Origin of the sequence: Actinoalloteichus fjordicus (genome assembly GCF_001941625.1) — a bacterium.
GTDB lineage: Bacteria > Actinomycetota > Actinomycetes > Mycobacteriales > Pseudonocardiaceae > Actinoalloteichus_A > Actinoalloteichus_A fjordicus.
Window position 1 is genome coordinate 3,497,916 of record NZ_CP016076.1, and the last position, 18,852, is coordinate 3,516,767.

Genomic DNA, 18,852 nt, shown 5'->3' on the forward strand with positions numbered 1-18,852 from the left:
CCGCCCGGTCGGTCCGGGCGGCACGCGCCTGCGGCGAGACCGGCGGCGGATCCGGTTCTCGAGATGGTCGACGGACTGGTCGACGGCGGGTCAGCCTGCGTCTGTCGTCCTGATCGAAGCGCAGGCCGCTGTCGGGTCCGCGCCGCTCACGGGATGATGCGGCGATCTCGCAGTTCGGTGAAGACGTCCATGAACATCTGCTCGGTCTGGACGTACTCGTGGAATCCGTAGCGGCGGGCCTTGGATCCGTCGCCGAACATGTCGTAGTCCCAGGAGAACACGGCGTCGGCGAACGGCCAGGACGAGACCTCCGCGTAGGAGTGGGCGGCCAGCCCGTTCCGGCGGACGACGGAGTCCCACAGCGGCTCCTTGTCGGCCATGATCGTCGTCAGCGACATCGGCAGCGGCGGCGCGGTGTCCAGGTCGAAGAAACGGGCGATCTTCGGCCACATCTCGCTCCAGCGGAAGAGGTCGCCGTTGCCGATGTTGAAGGCCTCGCCCGCACAACGCGGGTCGGTGGCGGCCCAGACGGTCGCGCGGGCGAGCAGCCCGGCGTCGGTCGTCTCCAGCAGGCTGTCGTAGGCGCCGGGGCGACCGGGGAAGCGCAGCGGAAGCCCCAGCTCTTTGGACATGGTGGCGTAGACGGCGATCGCGATCGCCAGGTTCATCGGATTGCCCAGGGCGACGCCGGCGACCACCGAGGGGCGGATCGCCGACCAGCTCCACGTCCTGCCGCCGCTGCGTCGTTCCAGGAACTGTTGCTGGTCGACGTTGAACTCCGGCGGCATGTGCCCGGCGTCGGTCTCCCTGGCGGGCGTCGCGAACGGCCCGAGGTGCGCGCCGTAGACCTTGTAGCCCTGCATGAGGCTGACGTGGACGAGTCCCTCGGCGACCGGCTCGATCGCGTCGATGACGTTGACCAGCATCGCGAGGTTCGGCGGCACGAGCTCCGCCCAGGTCGGCCGGTCCTGGTAAGCGGCGTAGAAGACGTGTGTGACGTCGGTCAGCTCGGCGAGTCTGGTGCGGGTGTCCTCGGCGTCGAGCAGGTCGACGCGGACGTGTCGCAGTCGGTCGGCTTCGGTGCCGCCTCGGCGGGAGAGGCCGATGACCTGCCAGTCGCCGAGTTCGAGAAGGTGCTCGACGAGGCTGCCTCCGATGACTCCGTTGGCGCCGACCACGAGTGCGACCTTGGGCTGAGTGCTCATTACTCCTCTTTCGATGCCGACGTCGCCGATCCGACGTCGGGATGTGGTGCCCCCGGTGGGGCTCGCCGTCGGGCCGTCGCTCGCACAGGAGGCCGGGGACGGCCGCCGTCGAGCCTTCCTGGCCTGTCCTCATGAGTCCAAGGCTTGTTTCTCACCACATCGATGAGTTTTGCTCATACCTGTCGGGTCTCGGGTGCGGCCGATGACGCCCCGGATGCTGTCACCGTCGAGGAGGTCGGGCGGAGGACGAGCCGGGCCGCAGCGTGGGAGGGGCGTCGCGACGCCGGTCGGCGGCGAGCGTCGCCTGCGGAGGTGAGCCGTCGGCGGTTCAGGAGGTCCCGGTCGGCCGCAGGCCGTTGAGGAGCAGGTCGACGAGTCGACGGGGGTCGTAGCGCGGGTCGCTGCCGTGTCCGATGCAGAGGTTGCCGATGCCGCGCATCAGTTCGTAGGGCTCTGTGCCGGGGTCGATCTCGCCCGCCTGGACGGCGGCGTCGAGCAACTGCGTGAAGACGGGAACCAGGCGGTCGAGGAAATAGGTGTGCAGCGCCTCGAATGCGCTGTTGCCCGGCTGCAGTGCGTCGGCGAGGCCGTGTTTGGTGACGACGAAGTCGATGAGGAGGTCGACCCATCGGCGCAGCGCGAGGAAGGGCGAGTCGGCCTCGGCAGACAGCCTCGGCCCCGCCTCGGCGCACGCCTCCACCTGGTGGCGGTAGACGGCGACGACGAGTTCGGCGCGGGTCGGGAAGTGACGGTAGATCGTTCCGATCCCGACTTCGGCTCGGGCCGCGATCTCCCGGATGGGGGCGTCGACGCCGGAGGTGACGAACACGGCGGCCGCTGCGGCCAGCAGTGCCTGCTCGTTGCGCACCGCATCGGCGCGCCTGCCTCTGGCAGACGTCTGTCCGGCCGGATCGGTCGTGGACACCACAGCTCCTTCTGATGCGCGTTGACAAATCGGAACAGTGTTCCGTATGTTTTCGGAACGCTGTTCCGCTTCAGGGTGGCCGATGCGGAGCAGCTTCCGTCCCTGCGTTCTCACCGTTCCGCACCGGCGCCGGTCGGTCATCACCGGCGCCGGCGCCTCTGGCGAAAGGAACCACCCCATCATGAACGAACCGAACGACGCGGCCGACTACCTCGCCGCGACGACCCCCGTCCTCTCCGTCAACCCGGTCGTCCTGCCCACTCCCGGCCGCGCCGTCGACCTGGAGGCACGCGTCTCCACGCCGATCAGCGACGACGACGCGCTGCCGGTCATCCTGCTCTCTCACGGCCACGGCAACTCCCGCCACCTGTCCTCCCGCAACGGCTACGGCCCGCTCGCCGACTTCTACGCAGCGCACGGCTTCGTCGTCATCCAGCCCACCCACCTGGACTCCAAGACGCTGAGCCTGAACCCGGCGGACCCAGAGGCACCGCTGTACTGGCGATCACGGGCCCAGGACATGACCCGCATCCTCGATCAGCTGGACGTGATCGAGAAGGACGTTCCGCAGCTCGGCGGGCGCGTGGATCGGGACAGGGTCGCCGTGGTCGGGCACTCGATGGGCGGGCACACCGCGAGCCTGTTACTGGGTGCCAGGCTCACCGATCCCCACGACGGGACGGAGGTGAACCTGACCGAGCCGCGTATCACGGCGGGCGTGCTGCTCGCCGCGCCCGGTCGGGGCGGTGACGCCCTCAGCGAGTTCGCGGCCGAGAACTACCCCTTCCTCTCGACGACAGACCTGTCGCGGATGGCGACCCCCGCGCTCGTGGTCGCGGGCGACCAGGACCACTCCGCCCACCTCACGGTCCGGGGCGCGGCCTGGGCCACCGACCCGTACTTCCTCTCCCCCGGCCCGAAGTCCCTGCTCACCCTGTTCGGCGGCGAGCACGTCCTCGGCGGGGTCTCCGGATACGACGCCGCCGAGACCACCGACGACAGCCCCGAGCGGGTGGCCGTGGTCCAACGGCTGAGCTGGGCCTACCTCCGCTCGCAGCTCTACCCCGGCGACACGGCGTGGCAGGAGGCGTGCGCCGCGCTGACATCCGGACCCCGCCCACTCGGAAAGGTCGAATCCAAGTCATGACAGCGAACCGTCAACCGGCCGAGGACGGCGAGCGCGGGCCGTCCGACTCCCCGCCGCCCACGGCACTGATCACCGGCGCCGCGCACGGCCTCGGGCTGGAGGTCGCCCGACAACTGGCCGCGACCGGAGTCCGCGTGGTGATCGCCGCACGAGATCCCCAGCGGGCGGCCGAGGCCGCGCACCCCCTCGACGGAGTCGACGCCCTCCCGGTCGGCCTGGACATCGGCAGCCCGACCTCCGTCGCCGGCGCGGCGGAGGCCCTCGCCGCACATCCCGGCAGACTCGACATCCTGATCAACAATGCCGCCGCCTCTCCCGACCGCTTCGAGACCGCCACCGGAGCGGACCTCGGCACCGCGGCCGAGGTCGTGCAGGTGAACCTGTTCGGCGCCTGGCGCATGACGCAGGCCTTCCTGCCGCTGCTCCGCCGATCGGACCACCCTCGGATCGTCAACGTCAGCTCCGGTGCGGGCTCGCACACCGACGAGCAGTACGGCTTCCCGCTGTTCGGTGGTGCGGCGGCGACGCACGGCATCAGCAAGGCGGCGCTGAACGGGTTCACCGCCGTGCTGGCGGCGGAACTGGCCGACACCCCGGTCATCGTCAACGCGGTCTGCCCCGGCGTCACCGCGACGCAGCCCGGCGCCGAGCACCTGGGCGCGCGCCCGGTCGAGGACAGCGCTCCCGGCATCGTGTGGGCCGCGACCCTGCCGGACGACGGGCCGCGCGGCGGGTTCTTCCGCGACCGACAGCCCCTCGGCTGGTAGCCGCTGCCTGAAGACGGGGCTGGTGACCGCGCTCGTCCCGGGGACGAGGCGGCCCGTGCTGCCTGAGGTGCGAATGCCGGCCAGGGGACGGTCGTCGCACCGAGATCGGCCTGCTCGCTCTCGACGTTCCGGCGCCGGGAGGAAACGAAACGGGACGAGGCGGCGCCCGACGCGCCTGCTCTCGCACCGATCCTGCGGGCCGTGCCTCCCCCGCAGGTCGGCGCGGGCGCACCGATCGTGCCCGGCCGTGTCCCGCTCACCCCGGCGGTGGATCGGAACGGCGCCGTCGTCTTTCGTCGCCGACACACCGACGGAGGACAGCCATACGGGTCGCGGCTCCGGGGCTGCCGACACGAAGCACACCGGAGAGAGACCGAGAGGAGGTCAGAAGGAGAACACCACTCCTGCCATCTTCAACTTATAGCGCACCGGGGGGCTTGCGGCAAGACCCGGGGCATGCCGCAGAATCTCCCAGCCGAAGCCGTCACGTGCGAAAACGAGGGCTTCGGCGCGGTGCGTGGTGTCGGTGTGGCGTGGTGCCCCGTGCTGTGGTGCGGGGTACTCGACGCGGAGGACGCGGGCACCCGTGCCATCGGACTCGCCACGGCAGTCGGGCCGGAAGGCGACCGGAGTGAATCGGGGAATCTCATGATCGACGTGATCGTGGCGGGCGGCGGGCCCACCGGGATGATGCTGGCCGCCGAGCTGCGGCTGCACGGCGTGCACGTCGCCGTGCTGGAGAGGGACGCGGAGCCGACCAAGGTCATCCGCTCGCTCGGCCTGCATGCGCGCAGCATCGAACTGATGGACCAGCGCGGCCTGCTGGACCGCTTCCTCGCGCACGGCACGAAGTATCCGGTCGGCGGCTTCTTCGCAGGCATCGACAAGCCTGCGCCCGCTGTCGACACCGCGCATCCCTATGTCCTGGGGATCCCGCAGCCGGTCACCGACCGGCTGCTGACCGAGCATGCCCTCGAGCTCGGCGTCGAGATCCGGCGCGGCTGCACACTGGTCGAGGTGCATCAGGACCCCTGTGGGGTCACCGTGGAGCTGGCCGACGGCACGCGGCTGCGCTCGCGTTACCTCGTCGGCTGCGACGGCGGCCGCAGCACGGTGCGCAGGCTGCTCGGCATCGGCTTTCCCGGCGAGCCAGCCAAGGTCGAGACGCTGCTGGGCGAGGCGGAGCTGACCGCGTCACCGGAGCAGGTGGCCGAGGTGACGGCCGAGGTCCGCAAGACCGAGCAGCGGTTCGGTGCCGCGCCGATCGGGGACGGGGTGTTCCGCATCCTCGTGCCCGCCGCCGGGGTGTCCGAGGACCGGCGGACTCCGCCGACGCTGGAGGAGCTGAGCCGACAGCTGCGGGCAGTGGGGGGCACCGACTTCGGCGTGCATTCGCCGCGTTGGCTGTCTCGTTTCGGCGACGCCACCCGCCTGGCCGAGGCCTACCGGGTCGATCGGGTGCTGCTGGCGGGCGACGCGGCGCACATCCACCCGCCGAACGGGGGTCAGGGTCTCAACCTGGGGGTTCAGGACGCGGTGAACCTCGGCTGGAAACTCGCCGCCGAGATCGACGGCTGGGCGCCGGAGAGGCTGCTGGACAGCTACCAGGTCGAGCGACGTCCCGTGGCCGCCGATGTCCTGAACCTCACCCGAGCGATGGTCCAGCTCTCCCTGCTCGAGCCGGGGCCGCAGGCGGTGCGCGGCCTGGTGTCGGAGCTGATGGACTTCGAGGAGGTGAACCGGTATCTGATCGAGAAGGTCATCGCGATCGGCATCCGCTACGACTTCGGCGCGGGCCCTGAGCTGCTCGGCAGGCGGCTACGGGACGTGGCGCTGGGGCGGGGGCGCCTGTACGAGCGGATGCACCGAGGCCGGGGGCTGCTGCTCGATCAGACCGGCAGGCTGTCGACGGCGGGTTGGGCGGATCGGGTCGATCACGTCGTCGACACCAGTGCGGAGCTGACGCAACGGGCCGTGCCTGCGGCGCTGCTGCGGCCGGACGGTCACGTCGCGTGGGTCGGCGAGGATCAGCAGGAGCTGCTCGAGCACCTGCCCCGCTGGTTCGGCGCGCCGCTGGACTAAAGCGCGCGGCGTCGGGTCGATGCCGCCCGCGCGGCGTGGAGCTGTTCGAGGAGCAGCGTCGCGAAGCAGGCGTAGCCGATGTCGGCCGTGGGTTCTCCGGCGCCGATTCCGGCCGCACCGCCCTCGGCACCGACCCGACGCCGCGACGCCGGGTGCGAGCCCGCCCCGGGCGACGGCAACGGGTCAATCGCTCCAGGCGAGCGCGTGTGCGTGTGCGCTGCGGTCGACGGAAACTCGGGGACGACGGGGCGGGCCCGTTACGGCCGTCGTTGTGCGGGGCGCGCGGGCCCTGCCATGATCGACTGCATGTCTGGAAGACCCGAGGAAGACGTGGCGGTGCAGGCGGTTCGGTCGCGGGCGAGCGACTACGACACCGTGGCGGAGGGCTACACGGCCGAGAACGAGACCAGCCTGATGAACGCCTACCTCGAGCGGCCTGCGGCCCTGGCCCTCGCAGGCGAGGTGGCGGGCAGGCGGATTCTCGACGCGGGCTGTGGTTCCGGTCCGTTGTTCGCCGAGTTGCGCGAGCGGGGTGCTGTCGTGAGCGGCTTCGACGGCAGTCCGGGAATGCTGGAGCAGGCGCGGCGACGGCTGGGCGCCGACGCGGACCTGCGGGTCGCCGACCTGGCGGGTCCGCTGCCCTACGCCGACGACGCCTTCGACGACGTCATGGCCTCCTTCGTGCTGCACTACCTGCGGGACTGGGGGCCGACGCTCACTGAACTGCGGCGGGTGCTGCGGCCCGGCGGGAGGATCATCGCCTCGGTCGAGCATCCCCTCGTGCTCAACCTCATGAAGCGGCACACCGGCCCCCGGCCCGACTACTTCGCGACGGAGAACCGACTCGAAGACTGGACCATGGGCGGAGGGACCGCCCAGCTGAGTTTCTGGGACCGCCCGCTGGAGGCGATGACGGACGCCTTCCTCGCAGCGGGCCTCCGTATCACTCGCCTACACGAGCCCCGGCCGGTTCCGGCCGCCCACGAGCTGTTCCCCGACGACTTTCACATCGCCGACACGTGCCCGAGCGTCCTGTTCTTCGTGCTGCATTCGGAGTGAGCACCGCATCGGGTGGAGCCGGCGGCAGGGATCACGGCATCGTCGGCTGATCACGAGTCGCCGCCGGGCCGCTTGCGGATGGCGGGGTGGTCGGCACCCTCCGGCGGGGACACGGAGGCAGCGGCGACCGGCGCACCGTCCCCGGAGTCGACTGCTCGCCCGCAGCAGGGCAGGACTCGTCAGGCGCCAGGAGCTTCGGGAACTCGTGGACATCGGAAACTCGTGGACATCGGGGAGCCGTCGATCGAGGTGGCCGACCATGACCACAGCGCCCTGTCCGCCGATTCTCCGCGAATGCCACGGCCTTCTCGGCGTACGCGCTGGCGGGCGTTCTCATTCCTGGTGCTCTGTCGAGTCGTCCTGCGTGCCGGAGCCGTGCCGGGTCCACTCGTCGGTGAGCCGCACGAGTTCGTCGACGGCCGACTCCACCCGGTCCCGGTCTCCGGTGGTCAGGTAGTCCAGTTGCAGGCCCGCATAGGCGGCGTTGAGCAGGGTGGCGTTGCGCCGCGCGACGTCGGCGGGCACGCCGTGGGTCTGGAGGGCCTCGGCGACGAACTCGGCGCGGTCGCCCAGCATGGTCGGGACGTAGGAGCCTCGGAGTCTGCCCGCCGCCGCGAGCCCTTCGATCTCGTGCAGCAGCCGGACCAACGGCAGCGAGTCCGGTGCGAGGTGCCAGTCCCAAGAGGCGCGGACGACGGCGCCGAGGCTGCGTCCCTCGGCCCAGCCCGGCAGCGCCCGCAGCCTGCTGCGCTGCCGTTCGTCGAGGTGGGCCAGGACGGCGGCGATGAGGTCGTCCTTGTTGCTGAAGTGGTGCGTGAGCACGAAGGTGCTGTGTCCGAGGGCCTCGGCCAGGGGGCGCAGGGACAGCTGTGCGATCCCGTGCTCGACCAGGTAGTCCAGGATCGCGTCGAGCAGTTCGACGCGGCGGCGCGGGTCACGGGGCCTGGCCACGGCGGCACTCCCTGTCTCGGTGGGGCGGGGTCTCGACGACCAGGGTATTCGGGCTCTGGTCATGACACCCGTGATGCCTGAAAAAAACGTTCGTTATCCTTACTGGCGGGCGTCATCTTCATGGGGAGGAGCAGCACGTGACACGACGCGACGGCGTGCCGAGGACCCCCCTCGGCGATGAAGACGGACCGGCGGCGGCCACGGTCGGATCGCACCCTGCACCGGAAGGGACCGGCCATCCGCGTCGACGCACGATCCTCTGGGCGCTGGCGGCCGCGCTGCTCATGATGAGCACCACCGTGATGGCGGTGACCGTCGCACTCCCGACCATCGCCCGCGACCTGCGTGCCACCACCGGTCAACTCCAGTGGATCACCGAGGCCACCGTGCTGGCCCTGGCCGCGCTGCTGATCACGATGGGGGCGATCGGCGACCGCTACGGACGTCGTCGGGTGCTGCTGGCCGGGCTCGCGGTGCTGGTGCTCGCCGCCCTGCTCGCGGCCGTCGCCACCGGCCCCGGCGAGCTGATCGCCGCCCGAGCGCTGCTCGGCGTCGGCAACGCGATGGTCATGCCCGCGACCCTGGGGATCATCCGCAGCGTGTTCCCCCGCGACGAGCTCGCCTACGCGCTGGCAGTGTGGGCAGGCGTCGCCGGGCTGGGCGTCGTCCTGGGTCCGATGACCGGCGGCCTCCTCGTCGAGCACCTCGGCTGGCGAGCGGTGTTCCTGGCCATGGTGCCCGTCCTGCCCGCCGTCGGCGTCGCCGTCGTCCTCGTCGTCCCGCCTACGGCTCCCGACCGCACCGCACGGCCCGACCTGCTTGGGATGGCGCTGGTCTCCGGCGGCCTCGTCGCGGTCGTCCACGCGATCATCGAGGCACCCCGGCGAGGCGTGCTCGGCGAGGCGACCCTGCTCGGCGCCGGGGCGGCCGTGATCCTGCTCGGCGGATTCCTGGCCCGTCAACGCCGGACACGGCATCCGATGCTCGATCTGCGCATGGTGGCCGATCACACCTTCTGGCCCGCCGCAATGGCCGCTGCCACCGGATTCTTCGCGCTGATGGGCATGGTGTTCCTCCTCACCCAATACTTCCAGGAGGTGCTCGGCCACTCGCCGTCCGGAGCCGCGCTCCTCCTGCTTCCGATCGCCGCAGGCCAGCTGGCCATGGCCCCGATCACCCCGCGACTGATCGACCGGATCGGTCTGCGGTGGACCGTCTCGGGCGGACTTGGCGTGCTGGCCGTCGGGCTGACGCTGATCCCGACCGGCGTCCACACCGATCGCCACGGGGTACTCCTGATCGGACTGTTCCTTCTCGCCGCAGGCAACGGTGCCGCAGTGACCGCAGCGAGCACCGCCATGCTGGGCGCGGCGGGCACGCGACAGGCGGGGTCGGTCGCCGCCGTCATCGAGACCGCCTTCAAGCTCGGCGGCAGCCTCGGTGTGGCCGTTCTGGGCGGTGTCCTCGCCGGTCGACTCGCCGACCATCTCGCCTCGCACACGGCGGCCCTGCCCGCTGCGGAACGGGCTTTCGCGGGAGAGTCGATCAGCGGCGCCCTGCAGTCCGCCGCCCTGCTCGGCGGCCCGGCGGGCGACCGGTTCACCGACGCCGCCCGGCAGGCGTTCACCGCAGGCCTGACCCACGCCGCCGTCCTCGCGGCCTGCCTTGCCCTGGGCGCGGCGGTGCTGACCGCCTCAACCCTGCACGAACCCGATCGAACTCACCGAGGGAGACGATGACGACTCCGAGACAGAACCACGCGATGGTGCGCGGTCTGCGACTGGCCTACCTGGACTTCGGGGGAACCGGAGCGCCGCTGCTGGCCCTGCACGGTCACTTCGGACGCGGCCGACAGTTCGCCCGCCTGGCCGCCGATCTCGCCCCCCGCCACCGGGTGATCGCGGTGGACCTGCGTGGACACGGCCGCAGCGACCGTGGCGTCGACGTCACCCCCGACGCCTACACCGCCGACGTCGCGGAGTTCCTCCGCCACCTCGACCTCGGCCCGCTGCCGGTCCTCGGGCACTCGATGGGCGGCGTCATCGCCTACCGGGTCGCCGCCCGACATCCGGAGCTGGTCAGCGCGTTGATCGTCGAGGAGGGCGGCGCACTCAACCGGCAGCCCGAGATCGCCCACCCGGTGCTGGACGTGCGGGGCTGGGCGCGGCGGGCCCCGACCCCGGCCGCCCTGCGTCGTGAGGTGGAGAGCCACGGCATCCCCGACGCGAGCTACTTCCTGGCCAGCGCCTGCGAGTACCCGGACGGCTGGGGCTTCCTGTTCGACCACGACGACATGACGGCCTCGCAGCAGGAGTTGATCGGCGACTGGTGGCCGGACTGGCTCGGCGCGCGCTGCCCGACGCTGCTCGTGCACGGCCTGGCCAGCGGCGTGCTGCCCACGGCCATGGCACGCGACATGGCACGCCGCAGGCCCGGCACCGTGCTGCGGGAATTCGCCGACTGCGGCCACTGGGTCCACGATGACGATCCGGCCGGTTTCGCCGAGGCGGTGCGCGGCTTCCTCAGCTCGGCAGTCCCGACGTCGACGCTCTGACATCACGGCGGTCGCATCTTCCGCTGCCTGCTGCCGGAAGAACCCCCGGGTGGCGGCCGCAGCCCGATGCGGACGCGCTTCGGCTCGGCACCGTGTCCGTTCCGCAGCGCGCCGCCGGTCGCCATGGCCAGGCACAGCCGCCCGCTCCCCCGGTTCACGGCCCGGCTCCGCAGGCGGCGAGGCCGCTGCTCGGCAGCGGGGTGCCGATCCGGTGGAGTTGCCGCTTCCGGCGTCGACAGGTACCCACGGGGCATGAGCCGACTGAAGGACACCGACGTCGTCACAGGCACCCGTCGCGAGATCAGTGCCCATGACACGGCGACGGGCGAGGCGCTGACCATGCGGCGGCGCTACGCGGCGCACGTCTCGGATGTCTGGGATGCCTGCACCGATCCCGATCGGCTTGCTCGCTTCTTCATGCGACCCGACGGCGACCTGCGGGTGGGCGGCAGATTCTCCTTTCCCGGCAACGCCCACGGCGAGATCCTGCGGTGCGAGCCGCCGTGGCTGCTCGTCGTCAGCTGGATCTACGGGGTACCCGGCGGCGAACAGGTGGAGCTGCGGCTGTCACCGGACGAGGACGGCGGCACGCTGTTGGAACTGCGGCACTCCGCCCCGGACGGACTGCTCGACCGTGTGGTCAACGACCCGGACTCCGGGGCCTGGGGCATCGGGGCCGGCTGGGAGCTGGGCCTGATCGCACTCGAGGCGTCCCTGCGCGAGGAACTCCCCGGTCTCGAGTCGGCCTCGGTGCAGGACTCCCCGGAGTTCGCCGCCGTCGCGGAGCTGGCCGAGCGGGTCAGCGCGGCATGGGCGGCGGCGCTGACGGCGGCGGGCGTCGACCCGGCGTAGGGGGGCCGTGGCACCTTCGCGTTCCGACCTGGTGACTCTCTTCCGCCTCCTCGGCATGCAGTGCCGTCTCCGCGAATCCCCGCGCTCGATCATGATGTTCGGGAGGTTGTTCACCGCCGTCGTCCGACTGTGGCGGACGATCCACGCGGCGGCTGGGCCTCGTGCACGGTGGTGCGGAAGCGGTCACGGGCCGCCAGGAGCGCAACGTCCACGTGGAGCGGGCTCGCCTGACCGTGCGAGGGCCGGGCCGAGGTCGCGAGGAGCCCCAGCCGGTTCGCTCCGGCAGGTCCCGGATCACTGCTCGTCAGTCCTCACCACCGCGGCGCGGCGGTCTTGATCTCGTGGGCGAGGGTGAGCGCCTTTCCCGCTCGGGGCGGAACTTGATGCGGGTGCTGATCTTCTCGGAGGACACCCGCAGGGCGGTCGGGAAGATGAGCGCCTTCCGTGTAGTCCTGCGAATCGTGACCTGAGGATCGTCGGCCCGGATCGGGATGTTCGCGGAACTGTCACAACTGGTCATCTGTGCGTAGGGCACTGCAATCGCGGGTGCCACGGTCAGCGCGGTCGGCGTAGTCCTGCGATGAGGAGCTCGACCAGTTGGCGTGCGTCGTAGCGGAGGTCGCTGTCGGCGCCTATGCAGAGGTTTCCGACGCCGCGCATGAGTTGGTAGGCGTTGAGGTCGGGGCGGATCTCACCGGAGGCGGCGGCAGCGTCGAGGAGTCGGGTGCACACCGGCAGGAGGCGGTCTAGGAAGTAAGCGTGCAGCGTTTCGAAGCCGGTGTTGTCGTTCTGCAGGGCGGCCGCGAGACCGTGCTTGGTGACCAGGAAGTCGACGAAGAGGTCGACCCACCGTCCGAGGGCGACGTGCGGTGTCGGGCTGGTTGCCAGCAGGGCCGGGCCTGCCTCGGCGCAGGCGTCGACCTGGTGGCGGTACACGGCGATGATGAGATCCGCCCGGGTGGGGAAGTGGCGATAGATCGTGGCCGTCCCGACGCCGGCCTTGGCCGCGATGTCGCGTACCGGCGCGTCCACACCTGACGTGACGAAGATCGAAGCAGCCGCGTCGAGCAGGGTTTCCTTGTTACGCCGGGCGTCCGCTCGTCTGGGCTGGGCTGCATGCCCTGTGCTCCGGTCGCTGTCGTTCACCGCGCCCTGCCCTTCGTTGCCGAGTTGGCTAAACGGGACAACGTCCCGTATCGTCAAACGGAACATGGTCCCGCTTGCTCATGATGTCAGAGCAGGCGTCGATAACCAAGCCATGCGTTGCCGCCACGCTTCATCCGCACTGGAGGAACACGACTCATGCAGTACCGCACCTTGGGCCGCACCGGTGTGCAGGTCAGCTCCCTCGCGCTCGGCGCGATGAACTTCGGCAAGATCGGGCGCACCACTCAGGACGAGGTCACCGCCATCGTCGATGCCGCCCTCGAGGGAGGGATCAACGTCATCGACACCGCCGACGCGTACAGCGGCGGCGAGTCGGAGGAGATGGTCGGCAAGGCCATCGTCGGCCGCCGCGAGGACATCGTGCTGGCCACGAAGGCGAGCCTGCCGATGGGCGACGGGCGCAACCATCAGGGCAGTTCGCGCCGCTGGCTGGTCACCGAGCTGGACAACAGCCTGCGCCGCCTCGGTGTCGACCACGTTGATCTCTACCAGATCCACCGGTGGGACCCGAACACCGGCGACGAGGAGACCCTGTCGGCGTTGACCGACCTGCAGCGCGCGGGGAAGATCCGTTACTTCGGATCCTCGACGTTCCCCGCACACCGCATCGTGCAGGCCCAGTGGGCCGCCCGCGAGTACCACCTGGGCCGTTACGTCACCGAACAGCCCAGCTACTCGATCCTGCAGCGCGGGATCGAAACCCACGTGCTGCCCGTGACCGAGCAGTACGGGCTCGGTGTGCTGGTGTGGAGCCCGTTGGCTTCGGGCTGGCTGTCGGGCGCGATCCGCGAAGGCCGGGACATCACCACCAGCCGCTCCACGTTCATGCCACAACGCTTCGACACTGCCATCCCCGCGAACCGGGCCAAGCTCGACGCCGTCGAACAACTGGCTGCACTCGCCGACGAAGCCAGCCTGACCATGATCCAGCTCGCGCTCGGATTCGTGACCACGCATCCCGCAGTGACCAGCGCGCTCATCGGCCCCCGCACACTGGACCACCTGCACTCGCAACTCGCCGCCGCTGACACCGTGCTCGCCGCCGACGTGCTCGATGCGATCGACGCGATCGTCGCCCCCGGCACCGACCTGGCCGCGCACGAGAAGAACGACACGCCACCCGCGCTGCTCAACCCGGCACTGCGCCGCCGCTGACCGCCGGGCCCACCGCGCCGAGCACGGCAAAGAAACTGAGCGGTCGTACACCTCCAGGTGGCGGGCGCACCAGGTTGCCCGGCTGGTCCTGCACCACCAGGATCTTGCGTCACGCCTCGGTGACGAAGTCCACGTCGATCGCCACCGTCACCGCGTCCGCCCCATGCCCGACGGTCACCGTCTCCGGGACGTACTCGCCGGTGCGGCCCCGGATCGCGCGCAGGAACTCCACCGCGTCCAGCACACTGTGATCCGCGCAGGCGGCCTCCAGGTCGAGGGTGTCGAGCAGGGTGAACAGCGCCAAGCGGTGGCTCGTGTGGAACTTCTCCAGCAGCGGCAGATAGCTGTTGCCGTGGTGCGCCGCCACCACCTCATGCGCCGCCGAGAGCCGCTCGATCCCGCCCGCGTTCGCCGGCGTCGTGAGCTCGTATCCCTGCCGGCCCCCGCGTCACTCGACGATCCTCCGGCCGGCGACCGTGTCGTCGCGGTCCCTGCGGCGGTGCGCCGGCGACGGCCCCGCCTGCGGCGTTCGGCCGTCGCCTGACCAACAGGCGACGGTTCAGGACGGGCTCGTCTCGGCGAGGAAGTCGAGCAGGGCCGAGGTGACCTCCTCGGGCCGTTCCAGCGGGGGCAGGTGGCCGGTGTCGGGCAGGTCGAGTCGTCGGGCGCCGGGGATCTGTTCGGCGAGCATCGTGGAGACGGCCTGGATCCAGCGCACGTCGGCGGTGCCGTTGACGACCAGCGTCGGCACCCGCACCTGATCGAGCCGGGGCTTCGCGGGCGCGGGGTGCGGCCGTTCGAGGGTGGGCGGGCCGTTCCACGTGCGGGCGAAGACGCCCTCGATCATCGCCACGGCCGCCGCCCACACGTCGGGCGCAAGCGCGGCCGGGTCACGGTCGGGACCTGCGACGAGGAAGCGTGCCTGGGCCAGGGCCATCGCCGTCACGTCCGCCGGGTCCACGTGTGGGGCCTGACGTTCGTTGTAGGCCCGCAGTCGCTCGGCGGGGACGGCGCTGTGCACACGTTCGCGGGCGGAGGCGCGCATCTCCTCGGGCCAGTGGTGTCCGGAGAGCCCGGAGCAGATCAGGGTGAGGCTCCAGACCCGTTCCGGTGCGGCCAGTGCCACGTCCAGGGAGTAGGCGCCGCCGTTGGAGCAGCCGACGAGCGCCGCCCGCTCGACGTCGAGGGCGTCGAGCAGGGCGAGGAGGTCCTCGGCATGGGAGAAGCCGCCGTCGGCGTCGGCGGATTCGCCGTAGCCGCGCCAGTCGTAGCGGATGACCCGGTGATCGGCGGCCAGCCGTTCGAACTGCGCGTCCCACAGGCGACGGTCGGTGATGCCCGCGTGGGAGAACACCACGGCGTTGCCGCTGCCTGCCTCGTCGTAGGCCAGCTCGGTCCCGTTGACGGCGACTCTGTTCATGAGGGCACCGTAGCCGCGGCAGGCCGGGCCGTGGTCGCCTCCGCTGTGGACGAACCCCACCGCTCCTGCCGGGACCGGGCCGGTCGGCGGCGCCCGGCTTCTACGATGATCAGATGGATCGTCACCTGGACTTCGCGGGCGTGCACAACTTCCGGGACCTGGGCGGGTATCGGGCCGAGGACGGTCGCACCGTGCGGTGGCGGCAGCTGTTCCGGGCCGACGCGTTGTCGAGTCTGCGCCCCGCCGACGGGCAGCGGTTCCGCGCGTTGGGGATCGGCACGGTGATCGACCTGCGGTATCCGTACGAGATCGCGGCCAACGGGCGGGTGCCGCAGTATGACGGGCTGACCTATCACAATCTCAGCGTCGAGCACCGGCCCTACGAGCAGGCGGCGCTGGACCCCGCGATCGAGCCTGCCCGGTATTTCGCCGACCGTTATGCCGAGCTGTTGGCCGACGGGACGGCCGAGCTGCGCCGGGCACTGGAGGTGATCGCCTTCGAAGCCGAGGGGCCGGTGGTCTTCCACTGTCGGACGGGCAAGGACCGGACCGGCGTCCTGGCGGCGTTGCTGCTGGTGCTGCTGGGTGTGGCCGAGGAGGACGTGGTCGCCGACTACGCGTTGACCGGGCTGGCCACGGAGCGGTTCATCGCCGACTGGAATGCCGACCCGCGCAAGCCGCCGCTGCGGTGGCCCGGTTACGGGCAGGCCCCTGAGGAGACGATGCGCCTGGTGTTGGCCGAGCTCGTCGCCGCGCACGGGTCGGTGGCCGGTTATGTGCGGGGGCTGGGCCTGGACGACGTCGCGGTGGCGACGGCGCTGCGGGACCGGTTCCTGGAATCGGTCCCGGCTGATCGGCGTCGCGACTGAGGCGACGTCGAGGCGCGGCCGCGCCGACATCGTGCTCGACCGACCTGGTGGGGGCGCGGCCGCCGTCGACCTCGGTCGGCCCGTCCGACGCTGATCGGCTCACGGTCTGCTGTCCTCGTGAACGCCGCCGCCACCGCCCTCACGAGGACAGCGCCGAGCACGAACCCGGTCTGGTCAGCGTCTCGGTCCCGCGACGGAACAGGCCGCGGTGCCTGCGACAGCGAGGACCAGGGCCGTCCAGGTGTCTGCTGCGGTGCTGGGTGGCGGCACCATCCAGGTCGCCACCTCCATCGGCGTGCTCGTCGGGGCGGGGCGAGGAACGAGTCGGCCGGACCCCGCCCCGACCGGACAGCCCCCTGGCGCGCGGATCGGGCCCCAGGCGGCCGCGTGCACCCGTGCCGAGCCGGTCCTCTCCTGCTGCCGACCGTGGCGGACGTGCCTCAGCCGTGGCGGACGCGGCTTGACAGGGCGTGGGCGATGACGGTCTGGTCGGCGTTGATCGCGGTCTCGCCGTCCTCGACGTCCCACAGCGCGTTCTGCAGGACACGGCCGAGGGTCCAGTGGACGGCCCGCTGTCGGTCCAGGCCCATGACCTCGGTCATCAGGTCGAAGCGGCGCAGCACGGCGCGGGGGGCGTCGCCGGTGGCCACGACGTCGGGCCACCGGTTGACCAGCGCGGGCAGCAGGTCGAAGGCGGGGTCGCCCGCCAACGGCTTGGGGTCGATGGCCACCCAGGGCTCGCGGTCGCCGCCGGGCGGCGCGGCCAGCACGTTCTCGTAGTGCAGGTCCCAGTGCAGCAGCCGGTCGCCGGGTTCGTGGATCACCTCGGCCACCGCCGTCGCGCAGGCGCGCAGCAGGGTGCGGTCGGCCGGGTCCGACAGGTGCCGTTGCGCGGCGGGGACGTCGGCGAGCATGGCGGCGGCGATGTCGGCCAGGGTGCGCAGGCCGGGCGGGGCGGGCACGGCGACCAGTCGGGCGCCCAGTTCGGCGAGGATCCGCAGGGCCGTCAGGTCGTCGGGCATCCCGGCCAGACTGCGGTCGCCGTCGAGTCGTTCCAGCAGCAGGGTGCCGGTGTCGGGGTCGTCGGCCAGGAGCCGGACGACGCCGTCGCCCTGCCAGTGTCGCAGGCCGATCGGCTCGCCGACGTTCTCCTCGTCGACGGGTTGGAACTTCACCGCGGCCGGGGTTCCGTCGGCGCGCAGGACGGGCAGCACGAGGGCGACCATGCCGTGTCTGCCGGGTCCGTCCGGTCGCAGCTGCCAGCGCTCGAGGATCTCGTGGACGAGGGCGGGCAGGGCGGCGATCCAGGCGCGGCCCGCGTCGCCGCCGAAGCGGGCGTGGGAGGCGGCGAGTGCGGCGGGGACCTCGACGCGGTGCGTTGGTGCGGGCATGGCGGCACTCCCTCTCCCGATCGGATCGAGCTGCACTCTAGCCAGGGCGGGCGCTCGGCGGCGATCACTTCTCCTGCTGGCTCCGTCGGGGACCCGCTGGAGCGGGTGAGTCAGCTGCCGGGTGATCGGGGTTCGGGCGAGGTGCGGGCGGCGTGCCTGCTCGCGGCATGTCCGACGTTCGCCGAGGCGGCCGGTGCGGGCGTGATCTCCACCAGACCCTAGGTCCGTACAACGTACGGTACGATGGTTCGCGTTAATCCGTACGTTGTACGAAGTAGGGGGTGTTTCTGATGGACAGCGGACCGCTCGCCATCGACGTGCACGGGCTGCGCAGGCGATACCGCGACGTCGACGTCCTCACCGGCCTCGACCTGGCCGTGCCGCCCGGCCGCGTCTGCGGTCTGCTCGGCCCCAACGGCGCGGGCAAGACCACCACGGTGCGCATCCTGACCACCCTGCTGCGGGCCGACGGCGGCCGAGCCGCCATCGGCGGCATCGACGTCGCGACCGACCCCGCCGGGGTACGACGCCGTATCGGCCTGGTCGGCCAGCACACCGCCGTCGACGAGGTCCTCACCGGACGCCAGAACCTCCTGCTGTTCGGCAGACTCCACCACCTCGACGAACGCGCCGCTCACCGCCGAGCCGAACAGCTGCTCGCCCGCTTCGGACTGGCCGAGGCCGCCGACCGCAAGACCGCCCGATACTCCGGCGGAATGCGCCGCCGACTCGACCTCGCCGTCGGCCTGATCCAGGCACCCGCCGTGCTGTTCCTGGACGAACCCACCACCGGCCTGGACCCCCGCAGCCGCGACGAGGTCTGGCGGGCCGTACGCGACCTGGCCGCCGAGGGCACCACGGTCCTGCTCACCACCCAGTACCTGGAGGAGGCCGACCGGCTCGCCGTTCAGATCACCGTCCTGGACCACGGCCGCGCCGTCGCCTCAGGCACCCCGGAGGAGCTGAAGACCTCCCTCGGCGTGAACCGGCTCGACGTCGTCGTCACCCACCGCGCCGAACTGGGCCGGGCCGCCGAGATCCTCGGCCGCATCACCGGCACCGCCGTCACCGTCGACGAGGACTCCCACCGCGCCACCGCCCGCACCACGGCCACGGCGGCCACCACGGTCGCCGTCCTGTGCGCCCTGGACGCCGAAGACCTCGCCGTGCACGACGTCGCTCGCCGCCGCGCGACCCTGGACGAGGTGTTCCTCAGCCTCACCGACCGTACCGACCCGGCCCGCCGAACCGGAGAGGACACCGCCGCATGACCACACCCCGCACCGCCGAGGACCGCCCCGAGACCAC

The 18,852-nt window shown here is 71.4% G+C and carries 17 protein-coding genes; 10 read left to right on the forward strand and 7 right to left on the reverse strand.

The annotated features are described in order from the left end of the window. Positions 1 to 146: 146 nt before the first annotated feature. On the reverse strand, positions 147 to 1,205 hold the full coding sequence (locus tag UA74_RS15495) for an SDR family oxidoreductase (RefSeq protein ID WP_075740918.1): 1,059 nt from the start codon (positions 1,203 to 1,205) through the stop codon (positions 147 to 149). 328 nt (positions 1,206 to 1,533) lie between these two features. Next, positions 1,534 to 2,130, reverse strand: coding sequence for a TetR/AcrR family transcriptional regulator (locus UA74_RS15500; protein WP_075743868.1), 597 nt, complete (start codon positions 2,128 to 2,130; stop codon positions 1,534 to 1,536). Between the two features lie 181 nt (positions 2,131 to 2,311). Here UA74_RS15500 and UA74_RS15505 point away from each other — a divergent pair, with 181 nt between their 5' ends. The 4 genes from UA74_RS15505 to UA74_RS15525 all read left to right on the forward strand — a co-directional run bounded on the left by UA74_RS15505 (position 2,312) and on the right by UA74_RS15525 (position 7,185). Next, positions 2,312 to 3,277, forward strand: coding sequence for an alpha/beta hydrolase family protein (locus UA74_RS15505; protein ID WP_075740919.1), 966 nt, complete (start codon positions 2,312 to 2,314; stop codon positions 3,275 to 3,277). Beyond that, on the forward strand, positions 3,274 to 4,044 hold the full coding sequence (locus UA74_RS15510) for an SDR family NAD(P)-dependent oxidoreductase (RefSeq protein WP_083683237.1): 771 nt from the start codon (positions 3,274 to 3,276) through the stop codon (positions 4,042 to 4,044). Before UA74_RS15505 ends, UA74_RS15510 begins: the two co-directional genes overlap by 4 nt. A 648-nt stretch (positions 4,045 to 4,692) precedes the next feature. Continuing rightward, entirely contained in the window at positions 4,693 to 6,126 is a 1,434-nt protein-coding gene (rox, locus tag UA74_RS15515; protein ID WP_075743870.1) for a rifampin monooxygenase, read from the forward strand. 306 nt (positions 6,127 to 6,432) lie between these two features. After that, entirely contained in the window at positions 6,433 to 7,185 is a 753-nt protein-coding gene (locus UA74_RS15525; RefSeq protein ID WP_075743871.1) for a class I SAM-dependent methyltransferase, read from the forward strand. Between the two features lie 333 nt (positions 7,186 to 7,518). Here the strand turns inward: UA74_RS15525 and UA74_RS15530 are convergent, their stop codons facing one another. Next, on the reverse strand, positions 7,519 to 8,136 hold the full coding sequence (locus UA74_RS15530) for a TetR/AcrR family transcriptional regulator (RefSeq protein WP_075740921.1): 618 nt from the start codon (positions 8,134 to 8,136) through the stop codon (positions 7,519 to 7,521). A 137-nt stretch (positions 8,137 to 8,273) separates the two neighbouring features. Here UA74_RS15530 and UA74_RS15535 point away from each other — a divergent pair, with 137 nt between their 5' ends. The 3 genes from UA74_RS15535 (at position 8,274) to UA74_RS15545 (ending at position 11,542) form a co-directional block, all read left to right on the forward strand. Continuing rightward, entirely contained in the window at positions 8,274 to 9,875 is a 1,602-nt protein-coding gene (locus UA74_RS15535; protein ID WP_157434212.1) for an MFS transporter, read from the forward strand. After that, positions 9,872 to 10,690 carry an alpha/beta fold hydrolase gene (locus tag UA74_RS15540; protein ID WP_075740923.1) on the forward strand — a complete coding sequence of 273 codons (819 nt, stop codon included), beginning with the start codon at positions 9,872 to 9,874 and terminating at the stop codon, positions 10,688 to 10,690. The genes UA74_RS15535 and UA74_RS15540 overlap by 4 nt, the downstream gene beginning before the upstream one ends. A gap of 252 nt (positions 10,691 to 10,942) precedes the next feature. Further along, positions 10,943 to 11,542: an SRPBCC family protein gene (locus UA74_RS15545; protein ID WP_075740924.1), complete on the forward strand. Its 600-nt coding sequence runs from the start codon at positions 10,943 to 10,945 to the stop codon at positions 11,540 to 11,542. Positions 11,543 to 12,097: 555 nt separating this feature from the next. On the opposite strand, the gene UA74_RS15550 is transcribed toward UA74_RS15545, so the two are convergent. Continuing rightward, the gene (locus UA74_RS15550; protein ID WP_198043047.1) at positions 12,098 to 12,754 is read right to left on the reverse strand and encodes a TetR/AcrR family transcriptional regulator; all 657 of its coding nucleotides are present in this window, start codon (positions 12,752 to 12,754) and stop codon (positions 12,098 to 12,100) included. A gap of 90 nt (positions 12,755 to 12,844) precedes the next feature. Here UA74_RS15550 and UA74_RS15555 point away from each other — a divergent pair, with 90 nt between their 5' ends. Further along, positions 12,845 to 13,864 (forward strand): aldo/keto reductase, encoded by a 1,020-nt coding sequence (locus UA74_RS15555; protein ID WP_075740926.1) that lies wholly within the window; start codon positions 12,845 to 12,847, stop codon positions 13,862 to 13,864. A gap of 109 nt (positions 13,865 to 13,973) precedes the next feature. On the opposite strand, the gene UA74_RS15560 is transcribed toward UA74_RS15555, so the two are convergent. Further along, positions 13,974 to 14,231 carry a hypothetical protein gene (locus UA74_RS15560; protein ID WP_232237780.1) on the reverse strand — a complete coding sequence of 86 codons (258 nt, stop codon included), beginning with the start codon at positions 14,229 to 14,231 and terminating at the stop codon, positions 13,974 to 13,976. A gap of 192 nt (positions 14,232 to 14,423) precedes the next feature. Further along, entirely contained in the window at positions 14,424 to 15,284 is an 861-nt protein-coding gene (locus tag UA74_RS15565) for an alpha/beta fold hydrolase (protein WP_075743872.1), read from the reverse strand. A gap of 113 nt (positions 15,285 to 15,397) precedes the next feature. On the opposite strand from UA74_RS15565, the gene UA74_RS15570 reads away from it, so the two are divergent. Beyond that, positions 15,398 to 16,153: a tyrosine-protein phosphatase gene (locus tag UA74_RS15570; RefSeq protein ID WP_075740927.1), complete on the forward strand. Its 756-nt coding sequence runs from the start codon at positions 15,398 to 15,400 to the stop codon at positions 16,151 to 16,153. 440 nt (positions 16,154 to 16,593) lie between these two features. Here UA74_RS15570 and UA74_RS15575 read toward each other — a convergent pair whose 3' ends face one another. Next, a complete protein-coding gene (locus tag UA74_RS15575) occupies positions 16,594 to 17,544 on the reverse strand; it encodes an aminoglycoside phosphotransferase family protein (RefSeq protein ID WP_075740928.1) in 951 nt (316 codons plus the stop codon). A 290-nt stretch (positions 17,545 to 17,834) separates the two neighbouring features. Between UA74_RS15575 and UA74_RS15580 the strand changes: the two genes are divergently transcribed. After that, a complete protein-coding gene (locus tag UA74_RS15580; RefSeq protein WP_075740929.1) occupies positions 17,835 to 18,815 on the forward strand; it encodes an ABC transporter ATP-binding protein in 981 nt (326 codons plus the stop codon). Positions 18,816 to 18,852: the final 37 nt, after the last annotated feature.

What these genes read in the sequence shown, in the direction of transcription:
- UA74_RS15495 (WP_075740918.1), bottom strand. Translation starts at nt 1,205, where the DNA reads ATGAGCACTCAGCCCAAGGTCGCACTCGTGGTCGGCGCCAACGGAGTC.
- UA74_RS15505 (WP_075740919.1), top strand. Translation starts at nt 2,312, where the DNA reads ATGAACGAACCGAACGACGCGGCCGACTACCTCGCCGCGACGACCCCC.
- UA74_RS15510 (WP_083683237.1), top strand. Translation starts at nt 3,274, where the DNA reads ATGACAGCGAACCGTCAACCGGCCGAGGACGGCGAGCGCGGGCCGTCC.
- rox (WP_075743870.1), top strand. Translation starts at nt 4,693, where the DNA reads ATGATCGACGTGATCGTGGCGGGCGGCGGGCCCACCGGGATGATGCTG.
- UA74_RS15525 (WP_075743871.1), top strand. Translation starts at nt 6,433, where the DNA reads ATGTCTGGAAGACCCGAGGAAGACGTGGCGGTGCAGGCGGTTCGGTCG.
- UA74_RS15540 (WP_075740923.1), top strand. Translation starts at nt 9,872, where the DNA reads ATGACGACTCCGAGACAGAACCACGCGATGGTGCGCGGTCTGCGACTG.
- UA74_RS15545 (WP_075740924.1), top strand. Translation starts at nt 10,943, where the DNA reads ATGAGCCGACTGAAGGACACCGACGTCGTCACAGGCACCCGTCGCGAG.
- UA74_RS15550 (WP_198043047.1), bottom strand. Translation starts at nt 12,754, where the DNA reads ATGTTCCGTTTGACGATACGGGACGTTGTCCCGTTTAGCCAACTCGGC.
- UA74_RS15555 (WP_075740926.1), top strand. Translation starts at nt 12,845, where the DNA reads ATGCAGTACCGCACCTTGGGCCGCACCGGTGTGCAGGTCAGCTCCCTC.
- UA74_RS15565 (WP_075743872.1), bottom strand. Translation starts at nt 15,284, where the DNA reads ATGAACAGAGTCGCCGTCAACGGGACCGAGCTGGCCTACGACGAGGCA.
- UA74_RS15570 (WP_075740927.1), top strand. Translation starts at nt 15,398, where the DNA reads ATGGATCGTCACCTGGACTTCGCGGGCGTGCACAACTTCCGGGACCTG.
- UA74_RS15575 (WP_075740928.1), bottom strand. Translation starts at nt 17,544, where the DNA reads ATGCCCGCACCAACGCACCGCGTCGAGGTCCCCGCCGCACTCGCCGCC.
- UA74_RS15580 (WP_075740929.1), top strand. Translation starts at nt 17,835, where the DNA reads ATGGACAGCGGACCGCTCGCCATCGACGTGCACGGGCTGCGCAGGCGA.